We start from the raw sequence: 23,451 nt of genomic DNA on the forward strand, positions 1-23,451 counted from the left end.
TTTTTTACGATATTCTACGCTAGAGCCGCCGATTACCGCCGTTTCCCCTACTCCCACTCGATCGTGCCGGGCGGCTTGCTCGTCACGTCGTAGACCACCCGGTTGATGCCCTTGACCTCGTTGATGATGCGGGTCGCAGTGCGGCCGAGGAAGGCCATGTCGTAGGGGTAGAAATCCGCCGTCATGCCGTCGACCGAGGTGACGGCGCGCAGGGCGCAGACATGGTCGTAGGTGCGGTAGTCGCCCATCACGCCGACGGTGCGCACCGGCAACAGCACGGCGAAAGCCTGCCAGATCACGTCGTAGAGCCCGGCCTTGCGGATCTCCTCGAGATAGATCGCATCGGCCTTGCGCAGGATGTCGAGCTTCTCCTTGGTGATCTCGCCGGGGCAGCGGATGGCGAGGCCCGGTCCCGGGAAGGGGTGGCGGCCGACGAAGGCCTCGGGCAGGCCGAGCTCGCGGCCGAGCACGCGGACCTCGTCCTTGAAGAGCTCGCGCAGCGGCTCGACGAGCTTCATCTTCATGCGCTCGGGCAGGCCGCCGACATTGTGGTGGCTCTTGATCGTCACCGAGGGGCCGCCGGAGAACGAGACGCTCTCGATCACATCGGGATAGAGCGTGCCCTGGGCGAGGAAATCGGCGCCGCCGAGCTTGGCCGCCTCGGCGTCGAAGACGTCGATGAAGAGCCGGCCGATGGTCTTGCGCTTGGCCTCCGGATCGGCGCCGCACTTGGCGAGCTCGCTGAGGAAAAGCTCTTCGGCTTCAACATGGACGAGTGGGATGTTGTAGTGATCCCTGAAGAGGCGAACGACCTCCTCGGCCTCGTTCATCCGCATCAGGCCGTGATCGACGAAGACGCAGGTCAGCTGGTCGCCGATCGCCTCGTGGATCAGCACCGCGGCAACGGCCGAGTCGACGCCACCGGAGAGCCCGCAGATCACCCGGCCCGTGCCGACCTGGTCGCGGATCTTCTTCTGCATCTCGGCGCGATAGGCCGACATGCTCCAGTCGGGCTTGCAGCCGCAGATCTCGACGACAAAGTTGCGCAGCAGCTTGCCGCCATCCGGGGTGTGCACCACCTCGGGGTGGAACATGGTCGAGTAGAAGCGCCGTCCCTCATCGCTCGCCACCGCATAGGGGGCGTTCTCGGAGGTCGCCTTGACGCTGAAACCGGCCGGGAGCTGCGTCACCCGGTCGCCATGGCTCATCCAGACCGGATAGCGGCCGCCCTCCTCCCAGATGCCCTCGAACAGCGCCGAAGGCTGGACGATCTCGACATCGGCCCGGCCGAACTCCGCGGCGTGGCCGCCCTCGACCTTGCCGCCGAGCTGATGGGCCATGGTCTGCTGGCCGTAACAGATGCCGAGGACCGGAAGGCCGGAGGAGAAGACCTCTTGCGGCGCACGCGGCGAATTCGCGTCCGGCACCGAAGCGGGGCCGCCGGAGAAGATCACGCCCTTCGGCTTCATCCGGGCGAAGGCCTCGGACGCCGACTGGAAGGGGGCGATCTCGCAATAGACGCCGATCTCGCGCACCCGGCGCGCGATCAGCTGCGTCACCTGGCTGCCGAAATCGATGATGAGGATGGAGTCGTGGATGGGGTTCTGGGGCTGAGCACTCATCGCGCTCGGTTACGCCATCGCGAGCGAGCGCGCAACGCCCAGCTGAGGCTCAGCCCGGCGCCGCGAGGCAGCTCAGATAGAAGCCGTCCGTTCCGGTCCGTGCCGGCGACAATTGCAGCCCGCTCTGCGTCGCGAAACGGGCGAGCAGGCCATAATCGACCTCGCCAGCGCTCAACAGGTCGCGCATCGGGACCAGGGTGAAGCCGGGATGACGCGCCAGGAAGGCCTCGACCGCGACATCGTTCTCCTCGGGCAGGACCGAGCAGGTGATGTAGGCGATGCGCCCGCCCGGCTTGACGAGCCCTGCGGCGCGATCCAGCACCTCGGCCTGCTCCTTGATCCGCTCGGCGAGCGCGCCCGGACGCACGCGCCATTTGGCGTCGGGATTGCGCCGCCAGGTGCCTGAGCCGGTGCAGGGCGCGTCGACGACGACGAGATCGGCGGTGCCGGAAAGATCGGAGAGCGCGTCATGGCCGCGGCTGCGCGGCACGCGCACCTCGACATTGCTCGCCCCGGAGCGCGTCAGCCGGTCATGCAGCGGCGAGAGCCGGCGGCTGTCGAGATCGGTCGCGAAGATGCGGCCCTCATTGCCCATCAGCGCCGCCAGCGCCAGCGTCTTGCCGCCGGCACCCGCACAGAGATCGATCACGGTCTCGCCCGCTCGCGCTCCAGCCAGCGCAGCGACCAGCTGCGAGCCCTCGTCCTGGATCTCGAACTCGCCGGCGAAGAAGGCGGCCTCGCTCTGCAGCGTCGGCCCGCGGCCGTCGGGACCGGGCTGGAAGCGCAGCGCATCCGGCGACCAGGCTCCCATTTCGGGCTGGAGATGAGCCAGCGCGGAGCGCAGCGCGTCCCGCCCGGTCTTGAGGCGGTTCGCCCGGATGTCGACCGGCGCCCGCTCCGCGAGCGCCTCGCCCTCGGCGACGGCATGCTCGGCGAAGGCCTCGACGAAGGAAGGCCAGAGCCATTCCGGGACATCGGCGCGGACCCAGCCTGGGGCGGCCGAGAGATCGAAGGTGGCGAGCCCCGCCACCTCGAATTCCGTCAGCGGTGCCGGAGCATGGTTCTGGCCGGTGAACAGGGCGGCGATCTCGTCCGCCCGCATCCCGCGCTGGCTGACCAGCATGCCGAGCACGAGGGCCCGCGGCGTCTCCTCGCCGAGCGCATGGGCGGAGGACGCCCGGCGCCGCAGGGCGTCATAGACCAGCGAGGCGACGGCGGCACGGTCCTTCGAGCCGGCGAAGCGGCGGGCCAGCCCCCAATCCTTCAAGGCGTCCGCGGCGGGCCGGCGGCGCTGGATCAGATCGGTCAGGACCTCGATGGCGGCGCTGATGCGGGCGGCGGGCGTCATGTCCGGCTTCCTGGGATTGTGCTTGTCGGACCGCGCGCGGTCTCGACCGATTCTGAACAAGGCTTGGAGCTCTTGACGCCGTCGTTCCACAAGCAGAAAGACGATACAATAGCTTACGTAACGCCAATCCAGCCTCGGGGCCGTCGCCGATGACCAAGTTCGCCCGCCTTGCCTTCGCCGGCCTGTTCTGCCTTTCGCTCGCCGCCTGCGCTACCCCGCAGCAGGATCTGACCCCGCCTCCGGCCAAACCGGTCGACGCCAAGACCAAGCTGGAAAGCGGCCGGCGCTGAGACGACGCCGAGATGGGCGCCGGAAACCGGTGCCCCAACAAGAAGGGCGCCGCCTTCAAAGCGCTGTCATATCGACCGAGCACGCTTGCCGCCTGATTTCGCGTCCAAGGATCGGATCGTCATGAAACCCTTGCTGCAATCGGCCTCGCTGCTGGCCACATTCGCTCTTTCTCTGGCGGCGCCCGCCGCCCTCGCCCAGGCGCCGACGCTCGACGGCAAGCCGGCGCTGATCGTCGCCCATCGCGGCGCCAGCGGCACGCTGCCCGAGCACACGCTGGAAGCCTATAAGCTCGCGATCGAACAGGGCGCCGACTTCATCGAGCCAGACCTGGTCGCGACCAGGGACGGGGTTCTGGTGGCGCGGCACGAGCCGATGCTGTCGGGCACCACCGACGTCTCGACCCGGCCGGAATTCGCCGCGCGCAAGACCATGAAGAAGGTCGACGGAGTCGAGACCAATGACTGGTTCGCCGGCGATTTCACCCTGGCCGAACTCAAGACCCTGCGCGCCAAGCAGGCCTTCGCCGATCGCGACCAGTCGCATAACGGCAAGTTCGAGATTCCGACCCTGCAGCAGGTGATCGACCTCGCCAAGGCGGAGAGCGCCCGAACCGGCCGCACCATCGGCATCTATCCGGAGACCAAGCACCCGATCTTCCACGCCGCGATCGGCCTGCCGCTCGAGGACCGGCTGCTCGATCAGCTCAAGGCCGCCGGCTGGACCGAGAAGAGCTCGCCGGTGATCATCCAGAGCTTCGAGACCGCCAATCTCAAATATCTGCGCGGCAAGACCCAGCTGCGCCTCGTCCAGCTCGTCGATGCCGACGATGTCGACAAGGATGGCGGCATCGTGCTCGCCGCGCCCTTCGACAAGCCCTATGATTTCGCCGTCACCGGCGACAAGCGGACGTTCAAGGATCTCGTCACCGCCGAAGGGCTCAAGGAGATCAGGACCTATGCCGACGGCGTCGGCCCCTGGAAGCCCTACATCCTGGCCGGCAAGCAGGTCATCGGCGAGGACGGCAAGCCGAAGGACCTGAATGGCGACGGCAAGATCGACGAGCAGGATCGCGTGCTGATCACACCGACCAATGTCGTCAAGGACGCGCACGCCGCGGGGCTCTTCGTCCACACTTGGACCTTCCGCAGCGAACCTAAGCGCCTCGCCTCGGACTTCAAGGGCGATCCGGCGGCCGAGTACAAGGCCTTCCTCGCGCTCGGCATCGACGGGCTGTTCTCCGACTTCCCGGGCACCGCCGTTAAGGCGCGCGACGCGAAGTAATCCAGCGCCCGAGCCGCCAGAAATTCGAGGCCCGCCCCGCTGCCGCGGGACGGGCCCTTTGGTTTCCGACCTGCCCCGATCCTGCCTGCCCCGACCCTGAGCGATCAGTCGCAGACGCGGGTGGTGCGCCTGACCTCGCCGCGCGGCGTCTCGCGGGTTTCCGTGATGGTGCGGCAATCGCGACCACGCTCGGCCCGCCAGTCGCGGCGGCGCTCATAGCGCTCACGCTCGCGCCAGCGCTCCTCGCGACGAATCTCGCGGTCTATGGCGCGCTCACGCTGCGTACGCGGATCGACGGAGATGCCGCCGGGGCCGATACTCACGGACTGGGCGCTGACGCCGGCGCTGCCGAGCAGCAGCCCGATGGCGATCGTGGACAAAGCGAATTTCATCGCGTTTTCCCTCTGCTTCTGTGGCGAACAACCGGAAAATCACCAGAAAGTTCCGGATTGGCCTCGAGCAGGACGCGGAACAAAAAAAGCCGGCGCGATCCGCGCCGGCCCGATAGCGCCCAGAAGGGCCCGCTCAATCGCAGATGCGGGTCGTGCGCCGAACAGGCCCGCGGCGGGTCTCCTCGACAGTGGTGATGGTGCGGCAGCGCTCGCCGCGGCGGCCGTCGCGCCAGTCGCGGCGGCGTTCCCATTCACGACGACGCTCATAGGCGTCGCGCTCGCGAGCGCGCTCTTCGCGACGGATCTCGCGTTCCCTCTCCTCGCGGCGAATTTCGCGATCGATCGCGCGTTCGCGCGGCGTGCGCGGGTCGACCGTGATGCCGCCCGGCCCGATGTTCAGGCTCTGGGCGGAGGCGCCGGCCCCGGCGAGCAGGACCGCGACAAGGGCGGGGATGATACGCTTCATGGTCGTTCTCCAATACGGCGGCAGCGGGGACACTGCCGCGAACTTGGCGCGACCATGGGCAAGATTTTTTGAACCAATCGTGAACGCTGGCCGAGGCCGTGTCCGAGATCCCGCCATAACCAAAACGGCGCCCGCCTGAGCGGACGCCATTCCAGCATGCCGACCTAAGGTCGGAAATGGCCTGCCTCAGTGCAGAATCTGGCTGAGGAAGAGTTTTGTGCGCTCGTGCTGCGGGTTCTTGAAGAACTCGTTGGGCTCGTTCATCTCGACGATCTGGCCGGCGTCCATGAAGATCACCCGGTCGGCGACCTGGCGGGCGAAGCCCATTTCGTGGGTGACGCAGAGCATGGTCATGCCCTCGTCCGCCAGCGAGACCATGGTGTCGAGCACTTCCTTGACCATTTCCGGGTCGAGCGCCGAGGTCGGCTCGTCGAACAGCATGATCTTCGGGCTCATGCAGAGCGAGCGGGCGATGGCGACGCGCTGCTGCTGGCCACCGGAAAGCTGACCGGGGTATTTGGCCGCCTGCTCGGGGATCTTGACGCGGGTGAGATAGTGCATCGCGATCTCCTCGGCGTCCTTCTTCGGCATTTTGCGCACCCAGATCGGCGCCAGCGTCAGGTTCTCCAGGATCGTCAGATGCGGAAACAGGTTGAAGTGCTGGAAGACCATGCCGACATCGCGGCGGATCTCGTCGATCTTCTTGAGATCGTTGGTGAGCTCCGTGCCGTCGACGATGATCTGGCCCTTCTGGTGTTCTTCCAGCCGGTTGATGCAGCGGATCATCGTCGACTTGCCCGAGCCGGACGGGCCGCAGATCACCAGCTTCTCGCCGCGACCGACCTTGAGGTTGATGTCGCGCAGGACATGAAACTCGCCATACCACTTGTTGACGCCGATCATCTCGACCGCCGTCGCCGTGTTCAGCGAGGTCTGCTTCAGGGCGGCGGGGCGCGCGGCGCTCGTCTTGGTCTCTGCCATGGCCATGTTCCCAGTTCTCCTCAACGCTTCTGGCCGGCGGCGAGCCGCTTCTCGACCGAGATCGAATAGCGAGACATGCCCCAACAACACAGGAAATAAAAGACCGCGGCGAAGGCATAGCCGGTCGCGCGGGTGGTCGGCGTCGCCCAGGTCGGATCGACCAGGGTCGCCTCGATGGTCCGCAGGAAGTCGAAAATGCCGACGATGGTGACCAGCGTCGTATCCTTGAACAACCCGATGAAGGTGTTGACGATGCCGGGGATCACGATGCGCAGCGCCTGCGGCAGGATGATCAGCCGCATCATGCTCCAATAGCCGAGCCCGAGCGACATCGCCCCTTCATACTGGCCCTTGGGCATCGCCTGCAGGCCACCGCGGATAACCTCCGCCATATAGGCGGCGGCGAACATGGCGACGCCGATCAGCGGCCGCAGCAGGCGGTCCGGCGAATATTCCTGCGGCACGAACAGCGGCAGCATGGTGTTGGCCATGAACAGCACCGTGATCAGCGGCACGCCGCGCACGAACTCGATGAAGATCACCGAGATGAGCTGGATGATCGGCAGCTTCGAGCGCCGCCCGAGGGCGAGCAAGATGCCGAAGGGCAGCGAGAAGACGATGCCGACCGCCGCGATCAGGAAGGTCACGGTCATGCCACCCCAGAGCCCGGTGTCGACGCGCGGCAGGCCGATCGAGCTCGCCAGCACGCCGAGCAGGCCGAAGACGACGAGCGCGAACAGGATGAGCTGCTTGGGGCCGGAGAAGCGCTTCAGCGGCGAAGCCTCCTGGACCACGGCGAGATTGGCCGAGCCGAGATAGAAGCCGACCAGTTGCGGCACGAAGGAGAGCACGACATAGATCGCCGCCAGCGCGAGCGACAGGATCATGCCGTTGCGCACCAGGCGCTCCGCCCCGGCCCCGCCGAGCAGCAGCACATAGGCCGAGATCGGCATCAGCACGAAGAAGTAGAAGAAGCCGAGCTTCTTCTTCGGCGCCTGGGTCCAGAGCATCCAGACGACACCGAGCGCGAACATCGCGAAGACGATATTCACCCGCCAGCGCTCGCTGATCGGATAGGAACCATAGATGAAGTATTGCAGGCGGTCGGCGACATAAGCCCAGCAGGCGCCGACCGGCCGGCCGACCTTGTCGGCGAGGCAGGCATCGCGATTCGCACCGGTCCAGACGGCATCGATGAAATAGAAGCGGATGAGCTCGGGCAGGCTCGTCGCGACGATGTAGACGCAGAGCAGCGTCAGCAACGTGTTGAGCGGCCCCGAGAACAGGTTGTTGCGGACCCAGGCGAGCGGGCCGGCGACGGAAAGCGGCGCCGCCTGCTGCTCGAGGGTTTCCTTGCGGACGAAGGCGTAGGGCGCCATTTCGGTGGTTGCATCGGTCATCGCAGCGCCCTCACCGTTCGACCAGCGCCATGCGCCGGTTGTAGATGTTCATGAACAGCGACGTCACCAGCGAGATCGTCAGGTAGACCGCCATGGTGATGGCGACGACCTCGACCGCCTGTCCGGTCTGGTTGAGCACCGTGCCGGTGAAGACCTGGACGAGATCGGGATAGCCGATCGCCACGGCGAGCGAAGAGTTCTTGGTCAGGTTGAGATAGTTCGAGGTCAGCGGCGGGATGATCACCCGCATGGCCTGCGGGATCACCACCAGCTTGAGCGTCGGCCCGGCCCTCAGCCCCAGCGCATTGGCGGCTTCGGTCTGGCCCTTGGACACGGCGAGGATGCCGGCACGCACCACCTCGGCGATGAAGCCCGCGGTATAGGTGGTGAGGCCCAGCAGCAGCGCGACGAATTCGGGGAAAATCTGGATGCCGCCGCGCAGGTTGAAGCCGGCGAGCTCCGGATAGACGAAGGAAACCGGGCGTCCCGTGGCGAAATAGACCGCCAGCGGCAGGAGCACGATCAGCCCGATCGCGACGAGCCCGATCGGATACTGCTTCCCGGTCGCGGCCTGCTGCTTGCGGGCCCAGTGACGGAAGACCAGCGTCGCGGCGATGCCGAGCAGGAAGGCCCAGACAATCAGGCTGCCGCCGGGGCCGAGATGCGGGTCGGGAATGTAGAGCCCGCGATTGTTGAGCAGCGCCCCAGCCGGCAGCTGGATCGACTGGCGCGGATTGGGCAGCGGCTTCAGGACCGCATTGTACCAGAAGAACAATTGCAGCAGCAGCGGCAGATTGCGGATGATCTCGACATAGACCATCGCAATCTTCGCCACGACCCAGTTGCTCGAAAGCCGGGCGACGCCGACGAAGAAGCCGAGGAAGGTCGAGAGCACGATGCCGATCGCGGCGACGAGCAGCGTGTTGAGCAGGCCGACATAGAAGGCCCTGCCATAGGTGCCGGTCGAGGCGTCATAGGGGATCAGCTTCTGGTTGACGTCGAAGCCGGAGGCGTTGTGCCAGAAGCCGAAACCCGAGGCGATCTTCTGCGCGCGCAGGTTCTCGATGGCGTTGGACGCAGCCGAATAGATCAGGAAACCGACGATGGCGAGCAAGGCCAGCTGATAGACATAGCCTCTGATCCTGGGATCGTAGAGGAGCGATGCTCTGCCCGGTCGAACCGGTTCCGTTGAAGTCGTGGACACGTCTGACGCCCTTTTTTTGGTCTGGCGGCCGAGGTCCGGAAGCGATCCCTGAAGGAACCGATCGCGGCCATTTTTATCCGGCTCACCCGAATGGAGACAAGGTGGACGGCGCGCGACCCGAGGGCGGCGCGCCGCTGAATGTCAGCTCACCGGATCGGCGGCGCGTATTGCAGGCCTCCCTTGGTCCAGAGCGCGTTCTGGCCGCGCGCGATCTTCAGGAGCGAGCCCATGCCGACATTGCGCTCGAAGCTCTCGCCGTAATTGCCGATATGCTTGACGATCCGGTAGGCCCAGTCATTGGTCAGGCCGATCGCCTCGCCGAACTTGCCCTCGGTGCCGACCAGGCGCTTGATCTCGGGATTCTCCGATTTAAGCATCTCGTCGACATTGGCCTTGGTGATGCCGAGCTCCTCGGCATTCAGCATGGCATTGTGCGTCCATTTGACGACATCGAGCCAGAGATCGTCGCCATGGCGCACCACGGGGCCGAGCGGCTCCTTGGAGATGATCTCCGGCAGCACGATGTGATCGGTGGGGGTGCTGAGCTTCAGCCGCTCGGCATAGAGGCCGGAGGCATCGGTGGTGAAGGCGTCGCAGCGGCCGGACTCGTAGGCCTTGACGGTCTCGTCATTGCTGGCGAAGGCGACGACCTCGTACTTCATCTTGTTGGTGCGGAAGAAGTCGGCGAGGTTGAGCTCGGTCGTGGTGCCCTGCTGGGTGCAGACCGAGGCGCCCTCGAGCTTCATCGCCGAGTCGACGCCCAGCTTCTTGCGCACCATGAAGCCCTGGCCGTCATAATAGTTGACGCCCGCGAAGTTCAGGCCGAGCGAGGTGTCGCGCGACATCGTCCAGGTGGTGTTGCGCGAAAGCAGATCGACCTCGCCCGATTGCAGCGCCGTGAAGCGATCCTTCGACGAGAGCGGGATGAACTTGACCTTGGCGGGATCGTTGAAGATCGCCGCCGCGATGGCGCGGCAGAGATCGACATCGAGGCCGCTCCAATTGCCCTGTGCGTCTGGCATTCCGAAGCCGGCAAGCCCGGGGCCGACACCGCAGGTCAGCACGCCCTTGCTCTTGACCTGCGCGAGCAGGCCGCCGCCCTGCGCCTGTGCAGCAGAGACTCCGATCACGCCGGCGGCGGCGATCAACGCCGCGCCCATAAATTTTTTCATCTTGTTTTCCCCTGTTTGGCGGAACGGGTTCCTGCCCGTTCTCGGTTAGCTAGCAAGTCCCGGACCAGCCTCCGGTCCGCCTGTCTCCTTTCGTCATAGCAACAAGAATTTCGTCGTAGCCGTAAGAATAGACGTCGGGACGAGCGGCTCGCACCAGCCCCGGTTCACCGGATCGGCGGCGCGTATTGCAGACCGCCATTGGTCCAGAGCGCGTTCTGGCCGCGCATCATCTTCAGGACCGAGCGGTTGCCGACCGTGCGTTCGAAGCTCTCGCCGTAATTGCCGACCTGCTTGATGATCCGGTAGGCCCAATCCTTGGTCAAGCCGAGCCCCTCACCGAACGCCCCGTCGATCCCCAGGAGACGCCGGATCTCCGGATTCTCCGATTTCAGCATCTGGTCGACATTGGCTTTGGTCACGCCGAGTTCCTCGGCGTTCAGCATGGCGAAGTGGACCCAGCGCACCAGCTTGAACCATTGCGAGTCATTGTCGCGCGTCAAAGGACCGAGGGGCTCCTTCGAGATGATCTCGAGCAGCACCATGTGATCATCCGGCGCCGACAGCTTCAGGCGCTCGGCATAGAGCGACGATGCGTCCGTGGTGAAGGCGTCGCAGCGGCCGGCATCATAGGCCTTGATCGTCTCGGCGCCGGTATCGAAGGAAACGAGCTTGTACTTCAGCTTGTTGACGCGAAAGTAGTCGGCGAGATTGAGTTCGGTCGTGGTGCCGCGCTGCGCGCAGATCGACGCACCTGACAGCTGCATCACCGAGGTCGCACCGAGCTTGCGGCGCACCATGATCGCCTGGCCGTCATAGTAATTGACGCCGACAAAGAGCAGACCGGGGGGCGTGTCGTTCGAGATCGTCCAGGTCGAATTGCGGATCAGCACATCGACCTCGCCGGCCAGCAGTGCCTTGAAGCGATCATTGGCCGAGAGCGGAATGAACTTGACCTTGGAGGCGTCGCCGAAGATGGCCGCGGCGATGGCGCGGCAGTATTCGACATCGAGCCCAGCCCAGTTGCCCTGCGCGTCGGGCGCGCCGAAGCCGATCAGGCCGGGATTTGCACCGCAGTTCAGGGCGCCACGGCTCTTGACCTGATCGAGGGTCCGGGGCGCCTGCGCATTCGCGGAGCCGAATACGCTCGCGGCGACCAGCAACGCCGCGCTGATGAGTTTCAACATGCTTTTCCCCTGTCAGGCGGAACGGGTTCGGCCCGTTCTCTGCCGGCTGGCGAATCCGAGGCCCACCCGCCCCGTGCAAACCAGCCTCTTCAAGTCTTCCCGGAAACACGAAAGGGGCGGCCGCGCGAAGCGGCCGCCCCCGTCAACTCAGCGCACCGGCGGGGCGTATTGCAGGCCGCCCTTGGTCCAGAGCGCGTTCTGACCGCGGGCGATCTTCAGCAGCGAACCCTGACCGACGTTCTTCTCGAAGCTCTCGCCGTAATTGCCGACATGCTTGATGATCCGGTAGGCCCAGTCGGGCGTCAGGCCGATGGCCTCGCCGAATTTGCCTTCGGTCCCGAGCAGGCGCTTGATCTCCGGATTCGGCGACTTCAGCATCTCGTCGACATTGGCCTTGGTCACACCGAGTTCCTCGGCATTGACCATGGCGAAGTGCACCCACTTCACCAGGTTGAACCACTGCGCGTCGTTGTTGCGCGTCGCCGGTCCGAGGGGCTCCTTGGAGATGATCTCGGGCAGGACCATGTGATCGTCCGGCGCGGTCAGCTTCAGGCGCTCGGCATAGAGGCCGGATGCGTCGGTGGTGAAGGCGTCGCAGCGCCCGGAATCATAGGCCTTGACCGTCTCGTCGGAGGTGGCGAACGCGACGACCTCGTATTTCAGATTGTTGGCGCGGAAGAAGTCGGCGAGGTTGAGCTCGGTCGTGGTGCCCTGCTGGGTGCAGACCGAGGCGCCGGAGAGCTGCAGCGCCGAAGTCACGCCGAGCTTCTTGCGCACCATGAAGCCCTGGCCGTCATAATAGTTGACGCCGGTGAAGAGCAGGCCGAGCGCGGTGTCGCGCGACATCGTCCAGGTCGAGTTGCGGACGAGAACATCGACCTCGCCCGACTGGAGCGCAGTGAAGCGATCCTTGGCCGAGAGCGGGATGAACTTGATCTTGGTCGGATCGTTGAAGATCGTGGCCGAGATCGCCCGGCAGAGATCGACGTCGAGACCGACCCAATTGCCCTGCGCATCCGGCAGACCGAAACCGGCAAGGCCGGTATTGGAGCCGCAGTTCAGGACGTTGCGGTTCTTCACCTGCGCGAGCGTCTGGGGCGCCTGCGCCTGTGCCGTCGTCGCGGCCAGCGCCAGTCCCAGCCCGGCGACCGCGGCTGCCATGAACTTCTTCATCGTCATCTCTCCCATTGATTTCCCCGTCGGCTGCTGCCGCTGGGAGCATGCCGGTTCCCTGGCATCGTCGCGACTTGGATGTCCCGTTTGATGCACCATTCTAGGGAGCGTCCGGCCTCGGTCGATTGCCAGAGCAACCCATGAGCGTCAAGCAAAGGCTCCCCCGCGCACCCGCCTCTTTTCACCTCAAACATCACATGCGAGTTTCATAGGGTGGTCAAGTGCGACCGCCCCCGATTCCTGCTTCGCGGCCCGGCCTAGATCCCATGAAAAAGCTGTCGACACTCGAATTCTCGCGTCTTCGCGAGAAGACACGCCTCGTTCTCGCCGGTCGCGATCCGGCGGATTCCTACGGCTTCGTCAACCCGCCGATCGTGCGCGGCTCCACGGTCGTCTACCCGAACATGGAGGACTTTCTCCTCCGCAAGGCGCGCTACACCTATGGCACGCAGGGCAACCCGACGATCGATGCGCTGGTGGCGGCGCTCAACACAATGGAAGGCGGCGCCGGCTCGGTGGTCTGCCCATCCGGCCTGATGGCCTGCACCCTGCCCCTGCTCGCCGTGCTCTCCTCCGGCGACCACCTGCTGGTGACGGACAGCGTCTACCGGCCGACGCGAATGTTCTGCGACAAGATGCTGTCGCGGATGGGCGTCGAGGTGACCTATTACGATCCGGCCATCGGTGCCGGGATCGCCGATCTGTTCAAGCCGAACACCAAGGCGGTCTGGACCGAGGCCCCCGGTTCGCAGACCTTCGAGATGCAGGACATCCCGGCGATCGTCGAGGCGGCGCATGCCCGCGACGTGCTGGTGCTGATGGACAACACCTGGGCGACGCCGCTCTTCTTCGACTCGCATAAATTCGGCGTCGACCTCTCGGTCCAGGCCGGCACCAAATACTATGCCGGCCATTCGGACGTGCTGATCGGGACCGTCTCGGCCCGCACGCCCGCGCTCTACAAGCGCCTGCGCGAGGCCTGGGAGACGCTCGGCGTGATCATCGCGCCCGAGGACGCCTTCCTGACGCTGCGTGGTATCCGCACCATGCAGATCCGGCTGAAGGAGCAGATGCCGGCCGGAATCGAGATGGCGAACTGGCTCGCCGCCCGCCCGGAGGTCGCGCGCGTGCTGCACCCGGCCCTGCCGAGCGATCCCGGCCACGCGATCTGGAAGCGCGATTTCACCGGCGCCTCCTCGCTGTTCGCGATCGAACTCAAGCCGGTTGCGACCAAGGCCGTCGGCGCGATGCTGGACGGGCTCTCCCTGTTCGGCATGGGCGCGTCCTGGGGCGGCTATGAAAGCCTCGTCCTGCCCTTCGACTGCACGGCCTATCGCACGGCGACCAAGCCAGGCTTCGCCGGCCCGACGATCCGTCTGCATATCGGGCTGGAAGACCTCGAGGACCTCAAGGAAGACCTCGATGCCGGCTTTGCCCGGCTGAGGGCGGCGAGTTGAAGTCCGCTGGCCTCAGGTGAAACTCCGCCGTCATTCCGGGGCGGGCCGACAGGCCTGAGCCCCGGAATAACGCCGCATCGCCGTCTGGACGCAGCCGCTCAGCCCGGGCCGGAATTGGTATCCTCGCCGCGCGCCTTGGCGCGCAGGACGAATTGCAGATTACGCAGATAGACGAACAGGCCGAAGCCCTGGCCGAGAATGAAGACCGGGTCGCGCCGATAGAGCGCATAGACCAGCAGCAGCGCGCCGCCGCCGATCGAGAACCACCAGAAGGTCATCGGCACGACCGAGCGCTGCGCCTTCTCGCTGGCAAGCCACTGCACCACGAAGCGCATGGTGAAGAGACCCTGCGCGACCACGCCGAGCAGCACCCACCAGTCGACATTGTTGACGAAGACGTCGTGGAAATAGTCACCGATCATGTTCTGCAGGTCGACGAGCATCAGCGCGCCTCCCCTCGGAGCTGCGGCACCCGCCTGCGGCGCCTGATCAGCCACCATACGCCCATCAGGTCGAGCATGCCGACCCAGAGCCGATCGAAGAAGCCGTAATTCGAGACGCCGCTGATGCGCTGACGGTCGCGCACATCGTGATGGGCGACCGCATAACCCTCGCGCACGATCAGGGCCGGCATGAAGCGGTGCAGCGCGTCGAAATAGGGCAAGGCCAGATAGGCCTCGCGGCGGAAGCATTTCAGGCCGCAGCCGGTATCCCGCGTCGCGTCCTTCAGCACGGCGCCGCGGACCTTGTTGGCGACGCGCGACTGGAAACGCTTGAAGCCGGTATCCTTGCGCCCGACCCTCTGCCCCTGGATCAGGCCGACCCCCGGGCCGGCCGCCTCGAGTTGGGCCAGCATCGCCGGCAGGAAGGAAGGATCGTTCTGGCCGTCGCCGTCGAGCGTCGCCACGATCGCGGCCCGCGCGGCCCTGACGCCGCTGCGCACCGCTGCCGACTGCCCGCAGCTCTGCGCGTGGCCAACGACACGCAGCCAGGGCCGCGTCGCCGCCAGGCCGGCGAGCACGCCGGCCGTGCCGTCGCTCGAGCCGTCATCGACATAGATCACCTCGAACAGGCCGGTCTGCGCGCAAGCGGCCTCGATGTCGCGCAGGAGCGGGGCGATATTGCCCTCCTCATTGCGGACGGGGACGACGATGCTGAGGCGCGGCAAGCCGTCAGGAGGCACGGATTCGGTCACGTAATCAGGTCTTTCTGCAGTTGCGGGCGCAAACTGCGTCAACTGGCGCAGCGGGGCAAGCGTCGATCACTCACGCACATAGACGCTGATGGAAAGGCGCTTGCCGCCATTGAGGTTGAAGCCCCGGACGGTGGTGGCAAGGCGCGGCGGCGGGTTGACGTCGGCGATGGCAGCGACGAAATCAGCTGCCGCGCGCTGCTCGACGAGCGCGACGCGACAGCCCGGCTGGCGCAGGAAAGCGGCGGCCGCGGCGCCGTCATAGCCCATGGCGAGATCGGTCCCGACCAGGAACACCAGGCTCGGCTCGCGATAGCCGACGGTGATGACCTTCGGATCGGGACAGCCCACGGCCCGGACGGCCTCGGCGAGCCGCGGCGACATCTGCAGGGAACGCAGGCTAGGCGCGGCAAGGCCGAGCACGCCAGCGCTGAGCAGAAGGCTCGCGACGACGCCGCGCCAGAGCGCGCCCTCGATCTCGCCCCGCTGGAAGGCCCGGAAGACGAGCCAGGCGACGAACAGGGCGAGCGCAAGAACGGGCAATGCCAGGAACGGCAGAGTGCGGTCGAGCGTCCAGTTGCCGTAGAGCACGACGCCGACGAGCGCGGCCGGCACCAGCACCACCAGCGCCGCGGTGAGCGTCGCGCCGCGCCGGAAACGGTCGATGCCGCCATTGATCATCGCCAGCAGCAGCAGGGCCGTGATCGCCGGATAGAGCGGCAGCACGTAATGCGGCAGCTTGGTCGGTACCGCCTCGAAGACGAGCCAGGACGGCAGTATCCAGGCGACCAGGAACAGGATCTGCGGCTCGCGGCGTCTTGCCCAGGCGAAGGGAACCGCCATGGCGGCGAACGCCGCCGCCGGCCAGTAGGTGCCGAAGAACAGCAGGAGGTAGAGCCCAGGCGGGCCCCAATGCTTCTCCTGCCCCTCACCGACCTTGCCGAGCATATCCTTGCCGACGCTCTCGGCGAAGAATTCGCCGCCACTCTTCAGCGCGATGGCGATGAACCAGGGCAGGACGGCGACCAGGCAGAGCAGCAGACCCCGGCCGGGTCGCAGCGGGGCGAACCAGCGCAGCGAGCGCTCGCGAATGCTGAGCACCAGCGCGGCCAGGCCCCAGACCATCGGCACGATCGGCCCCTTGATCAGCAAAGCAAGCGCCGTCGCGCCCCAGAAGACCAGCCAGTTGTGGCGGCTGGGCACGAAGGCGAGCGAGCGGGTCCAGTCGAGCCAGGCCCGGGCGAGCGCGCCCATCGTCGCGACGGCGCAGGCGGCGAGAACCGCATCGGTCTTGGCGATCCGCGCCTCGACGCCGAGCAGCACGGCCGCAGCCATCAGCGCCCCGCCGAGCAGAGCGAGGCGCGCGCCGACGAAGGCGAGCAGCGCCCAATAGCTCAAGAGTACGGTCGCGATCGCCCCGATCAGCGACGGCAGGCGATAGAGCCAGATCTGCGTGCGGGCCTCGGAAACGCCGAGCGCCTCGCCGGCCGCGACACTGGCCGATTGCAGCCAATAGATGCCGACCGGCTTCTTGTGCCGGGCCTCGTCCTGGAAGCGGATATCGACGAAATCGCGCGTCTCCAGCATCTGCTTGCTGGCCTGGGCGAAGCGCGGCTCGTCGCGATCGAAGGGCGGCAGCGAGGCGAAGCCCGGCAGGAAGGCTCCGAGCGAAATCAGGAGCAGCAGCAGGCAGGCCCGCCAATGGCTCGCCGAGGCGAAGCCGGCGAGCCGGTCGAGGCCAGAGCCGAACGGGATCATCGACACTCCTTGCAGCTGCGGCCTGGCCGCCGCGCCTTGCGGGATCGCAACCTGTAGCCGCCCGAACGCCGGCGGGAGATCGCGGGCCGGTCCCACAGACGAGGCGCAGCGCCATGGCCCGCCTTTCGGGCATGATCATGGCGGCGCGGCTGCCGCGCGTTTACGGCCTCGCGGCGCCAGCGGCAAGATGCTGCCGGCGAATGCACCGGCACGCCACCCCAGGCGACGCCGGGACGGCGAGCCGCTATCATGCCTTGCGCGTCGTTCAGCCGCGCCGGGTTCGGGGACAATTCCGATGCTGTGGCGCGCGTTCAAGACAGGGCTCCTCGGTCTTCTGCTCGGCCCGTTGCTCGCCACGCTGCTGGCCCTCGTCTTCCTGCTGTTCGATCCCAAATGCGGTGCCGGCGATTCGGGCGGCTGCGCCATGGGGCTCGCCGCCGTGCCGTTCGCCACCGCGCTGCCCGGCTTCGCGCTCTGCTTCGGCGGCAGGCTCGCAGTCGACCTCTGGCGCGCCCGCCCGACGATCCGTCAGCTGCGCGACTGGGGCCGGGAGGAGTAATCTCCTACCGCATTTGCGGTACGGCGGAATCGCGCCCGCGCGCATCTGCGCCCTGCCGTCCACCACCTGAACCGTTGAGCCCGCTGCGGGTGCGCGCGCAACATCGCTCTCGCGGCAGCAGCGAGGAGCCTTGTCATGAAGACCGCGATCGCCGTCCACACCGACGAGGACTACGAACGCGCCCAGCGCCGGGTGGCAGAGCTGAGCGGCGCGCCCGACAGTCCGGAAAAGGCTCGCGAACTGGAAGCCCTCGCCGAGGCCATGCTGGCATTCGAGCTGCGGCGCGACGAAGCCGTCCATTGATCGGCACGAAACCAGGGCCGCCAAGGCGCTCAGGCCGCGATGGCTCGCGGGATCAGCGCTCGGCTCCCTTGGACGGCGGCCCTACGTGATGCTGCGTTGCGCTGGAGGCCTCCGCCTCCTGATCGCGATCGCCGCCGGCCCAGCGCTCGATGGAGTGATCGACCGCAAGCAGGAGCAGCGCGACGAAAACCGCCGTCGCGACGATAGGCCAGTCACCCAGCCCGGCCGCGCAGCCCAGCGCCGCCGTGACCCAGATCGCCGCAGCGGTGGTCAGGCCACGCGGATGCAGCTCGCGATCCCGCAGGACGATGGTGCCGGCCCCGAGGAAACCGATTCCGGTGACGATGCCTTGCACGACACGGCTCGCCGCATCGGTCTGGCCGGGCTCGCTGAAGATCGAGGCGGCCGCCGCGGTCCCCAGCCCGACGAGGCCAAAGGTGCGGATTCCCGCGCTCTTCTGCTTGCGCGTCCGCTCGAAGCCGACGGCCACGCCTGCGGCCGTGCCGATGAGCAGCCTGCCGATCAATTCCATCTCGCCGATCATCGCATCTCCACGCAGTCGATGGTGGCAGCCCATCGGCGGCAGAACCGTACGGCAGCCTCCGGCGACCGCGCGAACCGCCCTGCCCGCCATCGCCCGCCGCTTCCAAAGCGGCGCGGCGAAACGAGTTGCCTTTCCAGACACTGCAACGGGAGCGCGCCCGGGAGGTTCCGCCGCCCGACGAAACCTCCGGTTCAGGCCGATACGAGGATCGATTTTGATTGGGGTCGCGGCTGGTGGCGGGAGGCGAAGGCCCGGAGACCAGCTCCCGCTCACCCATGATCTAGAGATTCCAGCGGACCGTCGCCCACCAGGAAAAGCCGGCGACGGAAATCATCCCGCCACCGACCAGAACGGCATCCAACACGTTAGCTACGCCTCTTAGGCAGGGATCGGCAGCCACTCGGGCAGTGGCATCTGGCCCCTTGGTAGAGAACGCCGGGACGGAGGTGCTTAATCTAGATCAAACGCGCCGGCGTTTCGCGGTGCCTGGTCCGCCGTCAGGCCGGACTGCCACGCTCCGCCAATGCCTCGTCGAGCACCCTGACGACATGAAGCGCCTCGCGGCCCGCGCCATCGTGAATCTGATGCCGGCAGCTCGTGCCGTCGGCGACGACGAGGTCGTCCGCTTTGGCCTTGCGCACGGCCGGCAACAGCGAAAGCTCGCCCATGGCGAAGGAGACGTCGATCGTCGCCGCGCCATAGCCAAAAGCCCCCGACATGCCGCAGCAGCTCGACTCGATCGGCCTGACCTCGAGCCCCGGCACCGCCCGCAGCGTCTTTTCGACCGCTCCCATCGCGTCGAAGGCCTTCTGGTGGCAATGGCCGTGCAGATGCGCGACGCGCCCGCCCTGGTCGCGCAGCGGCAGGCTGGTCTTGCCGGCAGCCATGTCGGCGGCGAGCAGTTCCTCGACCAGCAGCGCCGCCCTGGCCAAAGGCTCGACCTCGGCCTTCGGCAGCAGCGCCGCGAACTCGTCGCGGAAGCTCATCAGGCAGGAGGGTTCGAGCCCGACGACCCGCGCTCCCTTGGCGACGAAGGGGCCGAGCGCATCGAGCGTGCGCCGCGCCTCGGCCCGGGCCTCGTCGACCAGCCCGGCCGAAAGGAAAGTGCGCCCGCAGCAGAGCGGCCTCCCGCCATCCTTCGCCGCGACGCGGTGCAGGCGATAGCCGCCGGCAGCAAGCACGCGCTCGGCCGCCTCAAGGTTCTCGCGCTCGAAATAGCGGTTGAAGGTGTCGCCGAAGAGCACGATGTCGCGGCCATCGCCTTTGACCTCTGCCACCGTCGCTTCCTTGCCGCCCTGAGCCCAGGGCTTGCGCCAGACCGGCAAGGAGCGCCGCGCCGAAAAGCCGAGCCAGCGTTCGCTGAGCTTCGCCAGGAGCGGGATGCGGTCGCGCAGGTTCATCAGCGGCGCGAGCTTCGCGGCGAACGGCGCGTAGCGCGGCAAGAAGGCGATCAGCCGCTCCTTCAGCGGCAGGCCGTGCTTCGCGTGATAATGATGCAGGAACTCGACCTTCATCCGGGCCATGTCGACGCCGGTCGGACAGTCGCGCTTGCAGCCCTTGCAGGAGACGCAGAGATCGAGCGTCTCCTTCATCTCCGGCGAGGTGAAGGCGCCCTCGCCGAGTTGGCCGGAAATGGCGAGCCTGAGCGTATTGGCCCGGCCACGGGTGAGATGCTGCTCCTCGCGCGTCGCGCGCCAGGACGGGCACATCGTGCCGCCCGCCATCTTCCGGCAGGTACCGTTGTTGTTGCACATCTCGACGGCACCGCCGAGCCCGCCCCAGTCGGACCAGTCGAGCGCGGTCTCGATCGGCACCGGCGTGGCATAGCCCGGCGGAAAGCGCATCAGGCTGCGATCGTCCATATGGTAGGGGCGGACGATCTTGCCGGGGTTGAGCCGGTTCTCCGGATCGAAGCCGTCCTTGACCGCCTCGAAGGCGCGGGTGAGTGGTCCGCCGAACATCGGCTCGACGAAATCCGAGCGCGAGATCCCGTCGCCATGCTCGCCCGAGAACGAGCCCTTGAAGCGCCGCACGAGATCGCAGGCCTCCTCGGCAATGCCGCGCATCGCCTTCACCCCGGCTTCCGTCTTCATGTTGAGGATCGGGCGGACATGCAGACAGCCGACCGAAGCATGCGCGTACCAGGTACCGCGCGTGCCATGCCGCTCGAACAGCGCGGTGACCGCATCGGTATAGTCGGCGAGGTGCTCGAGCGGGACGGCGCAGTCCTCGATGAAGGAGACCGGCTTCCCGTCGCCCTTCATCGACATCATGATGTTGAGGCAGGCCTCGCGCACCTCCCAGACCGGCTTCTGCCGGGCCGGCTCGACGACCTCGACCACCGCATCCGGAAAACCGTGATCGGCCATGCACTGGTCGAGACGCTTCAGATCGCGCTTCAGCGCTGCGAGGTCGTCGCCGGCGAACTCGACCAGCAGCAGGCAGTTCGGCTTGCCCTTGGTGATGTCGGCGAGGGTGCGCACGAAGAGCGGGATGTCGGCGCCGAGCACCAGCACATTGTTATCGACGAGCTCGACCGCGACCGGCCCGAGCGCGACGATGTGCTGCGTCGTCTCCATGGCGGAGCGGAAATTCGGGAAATGGCAGACGCCCATGACGCGATGCCCCGGCAGGGTCGAGAGCTGCAGCGTCGCCTGCGTGGTGATGGCGAGCGTGCCTTCCGAGCCGACCAGAAGATGCGACAGATTCGGCCGCGGCACGATCAGCTCGTCGAGATTATAGCCGCCGACGCGGCGCTGCACCTTGGGGAAGATCGCCTCGATCTCGGCGCGATGGCTGTCGGCCAGCGCTAGCATCCGCGTCATCAGCTCGCGCGTCCTGACCGAAGCATTGTCGCCCACCGGCGCTTCGCCGAGCGCGAAGGCCTCGCCGTCATGGAACTGCGCCCGCAGGCCGATGACGTTGTCGACCATCTTGCCATAGCGCAGCGAGCGCGCACCGGAGGAGTTGTTGCCGGCCATGCCGCCGATCGTGCAGCGGCTCGCGGTCGAGGGCTCGACCGGGAAGAACAGCCCATCCTTCTTCACATGCGTGTTGAGCGCCTCAAGCACGATGCCGGGCGCGACCGAGACGGTGCGGCTCGCCGGATCATAGTCCCGGATCGCATTGAAGTGCCGGCTCATATCGAGGATCAGCGCATCGCCGATCGGCTGGCCGTTCTGCGAGGTGCCACCGCCGCGCGCGATCACCGGGACGCCGTGCTCGGCCGCGATCTGGAGCGCCGCGGCGATGTCGGCCTCGCTCTTCGGGAAGGCGACGCCCTGCGGGATGATCTGGTAGATCGAGGCGTCGGTGGCATAGCGCCCGCGGGTGAAGGCGTCGAAGCGTACCTCCCCTTCCAGTGCCTGCGCGAGGCGCCGCTCCAGCCCGAGATTGCGAGAGCCCTGCTTGGGCAGGGGGGCTGCGTGTGTCATCGTTCTGCTAGCCAATTCTGATGTGAGCCGTCATCCCGGCCGTAGCGAAGCGGAGCGCCGGCATCCATCGAAAATCTGGGCGCTCTGCGATTGACCCCGGAGCGGTGCGGCTTTTGCGGCCTATCCGGGATGACGGTGGTTCTTTCCGAAGGCGGCATGACTACTCGGCGGCTTCCGCCGCTTTTCCGGCGTGGCGGCCGCGCGCCGTGGCGATCAGGTCCGAAACCGGCCCCCAGAGCAGCAGGATCATGGCGAGGATGACGAGGGTCGTTACCAGGCCATTGGCGATGAAGACATGCAGGCTGCCGCCGGAGCCGAGCAGCGCCTGACGGAAAGCATCCTCCGCCCGGTCGCCGAGCACCAGCGCCAGCACCAGAGGCGCCAGTGGATAGTCGAGCTTCTTGAAGACATAGCCGACGATACCGAAGATCAGCATCAGCCAGATGTCGAAGATCGAGTTCGAGATCGTATAGGCGCCGATGGCGCAGACGATCAGGATCACCGGCGCGACGAAGGAGAAGGGCACGCGCATGATCGCCGCGAAGAGCGGCACGGTCGCGAGCACGATGATCAGCCCGGCGAGATTGCCGAGATACATCGAGGCGATCAGCCCCCAGACAAAATCCTTCTGCTCGACGAACAGCATCGGCCCGGGCTGCAGGCCCCAGACCAGCAGGCCGCCGAGCAGCACGGCGGCCGTCGCGGAGCCCGGAATGCCGAGCGCCAGCATCGGCAGGAGGGCGCTGGTGCCGGCCGCATGCGCCGCGGTTTCCGGCGCCAGAACGCCCTCGATCTCGCCCTTGCCGAAATTCTTGCCGCGCTTCGAGAAGCGCTTGGCGAGCCCGTAGCCCATGAAGGATGCGGCGATAGCGCCGCCCGGCGTCACGCCCATCCACATGCCGACCAACGAAGAGCGGATCAGCGTCGCCCAGTAGCGCGGCAGCCCGGCCCAGGTGCGCAGCACGACCATCAGGTCGATCCGCGCCTGCTTGCCCTTGAAGACCAGCCCTTCCTCGACGGTCAGCAGGATCTCGGAGACGCCGAACAGGCCGATGACGACAATCAGAAAGTCGAAGCCGCGCATCAGCTCGGTCGAGCCGAAAGTCATGCGCAGGTCGCCGGAGATCGAGTCGAGGCCGACGGCCGCGAGCAGGAAGCCGATGCAGAGCGAGGCCAGGATCTTCGCCCGATTCTCGCGGCCCATGCCGATGAAGGAGCAGAAGGTCAAAAGGAAGACGGCGAAGAACTCGGCCGGCCCGAAGCGCAGCGCGAACTGGGCGACGAGCGGCGCGACGAAGGTGATCAGGATGACGCCCGAGAGCGCCCCGATGAAGGAGGCGGTGAAGGCGGCGGTCAGTGCTTCGGCCGCCTTGCCCTGCACTGCCATTGGATAGCCGTCGAAGGTGGTCGCCACCGACCAGGCCTCGCCCGGAATGTTGAACAGGATCGAGGTGATCGCCCCGCCGAACAGGGCCCCCCAGTAGATCGAGGAGAGCAGGATGATCGCCGAGGTCGGGTCCATGCCGAAGGTCAGCGGCAGGAGGATCGCGACGCCGTTCGGACCACCCAGCCCCGGCAGCACGCCAACGACGATGCCGAGAATGACCCCGATCGCCATGAAGCCGATATTCTGCCAGGACAGCGCGATCTGAAAGCCGGTGATCAGCGAGGAGAGGTCATCCATCGGCGA

The 23,451-nt window shown here is 66.6% G+C and carries 21 protein-coding genes; 5 read left to right on the forward strand and 16 right to left on the reverse strand.

Annotated elements, in window-relative coordinates; translation table 11 throughout:
- Positions 1-47: 47 nt before the first annotated feature.
- Both guaA and AC3RCC_RS16275 read right to left on the reverse strand, forming a co-directional pair.
- Positions 48-1,622 carry a glutamine-hydrolyzing GMP synthase gene (gene guaA / locus AC3RCC_RS16270; protein ID WP_492255913.1) on the reverse strand — a complete coding sequence of 525 codons (1,575 nt, stop codon included), beginning with the start codon at positions 1,620-1,622 and terminating at the stop codon, positions 48-50.
- Between the two features lie 49 nt (positions 1,623-1,671).
- The gene (locus AC3RCC_RS16275; protein ID WP_492255914.1) at positions 1,672-2,970 is read right to left on the reverse strand and encodes an RsmB/NOP family class I SAM-dependent RNA methyltransferase; all 1,299 of its coding nucleotides are present in this window, start codon (positions 2,968-2,970) and stop codon (positions 1,672-1,674) included.
- Positions 2,971-3,119: 149 nt separating this feature from the next.
- Between AC3RCC_RS16275 and AC3RCC_RS16280 the strand changes: the two genes are divergently transcribed.
- Both AC3RCC_RS16280 and AC3RCC_RS16285 read left to right on the forward strand, forming a co-directional pair.
- Entirely contained in the window at positions 3,120-3,260 is a 141-nt protein-coding gene (locus AC3RCC_RS16280) for a hypothetical protein (RefSeq protein ID WP_452116344.1), read from the forward strand.
- Between the two features lie 121 nt (positions 3,261-3,381).
- Positions 3,382-4,542: a glycerophosphodiester phosphodiesterase gene (locus AC3RCC_RS16285; protein ID WP_291637411.1), complete on the forward strand. Its 1,161-nt coding sequence runs from the start codon at positions 3,382-3,384 to the stop codon at positions 4,540-4,542.
- Positions 4,543-4,646: 104 nt separating this feature from the next.
- Here AC3RCC_RS16285 and AC3RCC_RS16290 read toward each other — a convergent pair whose 3' ends face one another.
- From AC3RCC_RS16290 to AC3RCC_RS16325, 8 genes are all read right to left on the reverse strand, one after another.
- Positions 4,647-4,934 carry a hypothetical protein gene (locus tag AC3RCC_RS16290; RefSeq protein WP_492255915.1) on the reverse strand — a complete coding sequence of 96 codons (288 nt, stop codon included), beginning with the start codon at positions 4,932-4,934 and terminating at the stop codon, positions 4,647-4,649.
- Between the two features lie 133 nt (positions 4,935-5,067).
- Entirely contained in the window at positions 5,068-5,400 is a 333-nt protein-coding gene (locus tag AC3RCC_RS16295; RefSeq protein ID WP_452116347.1) for a hypothetical protein, read from the reverse strand.
- A gap of 186 nt (positions 5,401-5,586) precedes the next feature.
- Positions 5,587-6,381 carry an amino acid ABC transporter ATP-binding protein gene (locus AC3RCC_RS16300; protein ID WP_452116506.1) on the reverse strand — a complete coding sequence of 265 codons (795 nt, stop codon included), beginning with the start codon at positions 6,379-6,381 and terminating at the stop codon, positions 5,587-5,589.
- A 20-nt stretch (positions 6,382-6,401) separates the two neighbouring features.
- Positions 6,402-7,781, reverse strand: coding sequence for an amino acid ABC transporter permease (locus AC3RCC_RS16305; protein ID WP_492255916.1), 1,380 nt, complete (start codon positions 7,779-7,781; stop codon positions 6,402-6,404).
- A gap of 10 nt (positions 7,782-7,791) precedes the next feature.
- Positions 7,792-8,985: an amino acid ABC transporter permease gene (locus AC3RCC_RS16310; protein ID WP_291637404.1), complete on the reverse strand. Its 1,194-nt coding sequence runs from the start codon at positions 8,983-8,985 to the stop codon at positions 7,792-7,794.
- Positions 8,986-9,131: 146 nt separating this feature from the next.
- Entirely contained in the window at positions 9,132-10,157 is a 1,026-nt protein-coding gene (locus tag AC3RCC_RS16315; RefSeq protein ID WP_291637403.1) for an amino acid ABC transporter substrate-binding protein, read from the reverse strand.
- Positions 10,158-10,321: 164 nt separating this feature from the next.
- Positions 10,322-11,341 (reverse strand): amino acid ABC transporter substrate-binding protein, encoded by a 1,020-nt coding sequence (locus AC3RCC_RS16320; RefSeq protein WP_452116350.1) that lies wholly within the window; start codon positions 11,339-11,341, stop codon positions 10,322-10,324.
- Between the two features lie 147 nt (positions 11,342-11,488).
- On the reverse strand, positions 11,489-12,514 hold the full coding sequence (locus AC3RCC_RS16325) for an amino acid ABC transporter substrate-binding protein (protein WP_291637401.1): 1,026 nt from the start codon (positions 12,512-12,514) through the stop codon (positions 11,489-11,491).
- A 266-nt stretch (positions 12,515-12,780) separates the two neighbouring features.
- Between AC3RCC_RS16325 and metC the strand changes: the two genes are divergently transcribed.
- On the forward strand, positions 12,781-13,971 hold the full coding sequence (gene metC / locus AC3RCC_RS16330) for a cystathionine beta-lyase (protein WP_492255917.1): 1,191 nt from the start codon (positions 12,781-12,783) through the stop codon (positions 13,969-13,971).
- Between the two features lie 98 nt (positions 13,972-14,069).
- Here metC and AC3RCC_RS16335 read toward each other — a convergent pair whose 3' ends face one another.
- The 3 genes from AC3RCC_RS16335 to AC3RCC_RS16345 form a co-directional block, all read right to left on the reverse strand.
- Positions 14,070-14,414, reverse strand: a complete 345-nt coding sequence (locus tag AC3RCC_RS16335; RefSeq protein ID WP_291637398.1) for a lipid-A-disaccharide synthase N-terminal domain-containing protein — start codon at positions 14,412-14,414, stop codon at positions 14,070-14,072.
- The gene (locus tag AC3RCC_RS16340; RefSeq protein WP_291637396.1) at positions 14,414-15,166 is read right to left on the reverse strand and encodes a glycosyltransferase family 2 protein; all 753 of its coding nucleotides are present in this window, start codon (positions 15,164-15,166) and stop codon (positions 14,414-14,416) included. The genes AC3RCC_RS16335 and AC3RCC_RS16340 overlap by 1 nt, the downstream gene beginning before the upstream one ends.
- Before the next feature lie 66 nt (positions 15,167-15,232).
- A complete protein-coding gene (locus AC3RCC_RS16345) occupies positions 15,233-16,921 on the reverse strand; it encodes an ArnT family glycosyltransferase (protein ID WP_492255918.1) in 1,689 nt (562 codons plus the stop codon).
- A gap of 295 nt (positions 16,922-17,216) precedes the next feature.
- On the opposite strand from AC3RCC_RS16345, the gene AC3RCC_RS16350 reads away from it, so the two are divergent.
- Positions 17,217-17,480 (forward strand): hypothetical protein, encoded by a 264-nt coding sequence (locus tag AC3RCC_RS16350; RefSeq protein ID WP_291637392.1) that lies wholly within the window; start codon positions 17,217-17,219, stop codon positions 17,478-17,480.
- A gap of 135 nt (positions 17,481-17,615) precedes the next feature.
- Positions 17,616-17,783, forward strand: a complete 168-nt coding sequence (locus AC3RCC_RS16355) for a hypothetical protein (RefSeq protein ID WP_291637390.1) — start codon at positions 17,616-17,618, stop codon at positions 17,781-17,783.
- A gap of 52 nt (positions 17,784-17,835) precedes the next feature.
- Here the strand turns inward: AC3RCC_RS16355 and AC3RCC_RS16360 are convergent, their stop codons facing one another.
- From AC3RCC_RS16360 to AC3RCC_RS16370, 3 genes are all read right to left on the reverse strand, one after another.
- On the reverse strand, positions 17,836-18,327 hold the full coding sequence (locus tag AC3RCC_RS16360; RefSeq protein WP_291637389.1) for an MgtC/SapB family protein: 492 nt from the start codon (positions 18,325-18,327) through the stop codon (positions 17,836-17,838).
- Between the two features lie 497 nt (positions 18,328-18,824).
- Complete coding sequence (locus AC3RCC_RS16365) at positions 18,825-21,761, reverse strand: FAD-binding and (Fe-S)-binding domain-containing protein (RefSeq protein WP_492255919.1); 2,937 nt, start codon at positions 21,759-21,761, stop codon at positions 18,825-18,827.
- A 160-nt stretch (positions 21,762-21,921) separates the two neighbouring features.
- Entirely contained in the window at positions 21,922-23,445 is a 1,524-nt protein-coding gene (locus tag AC3RCC_RS16370) for a tripartite tricarboxylate transporter permease (RefSeq protein WP_452116355.1), read from the reverse strand.
- Positions 23,446-23,451 lie beyond the last annotated feature (6 nt).

This window comes from Allobosea sp. GW823-FHT01F03 (assembly GCF_058798075.1).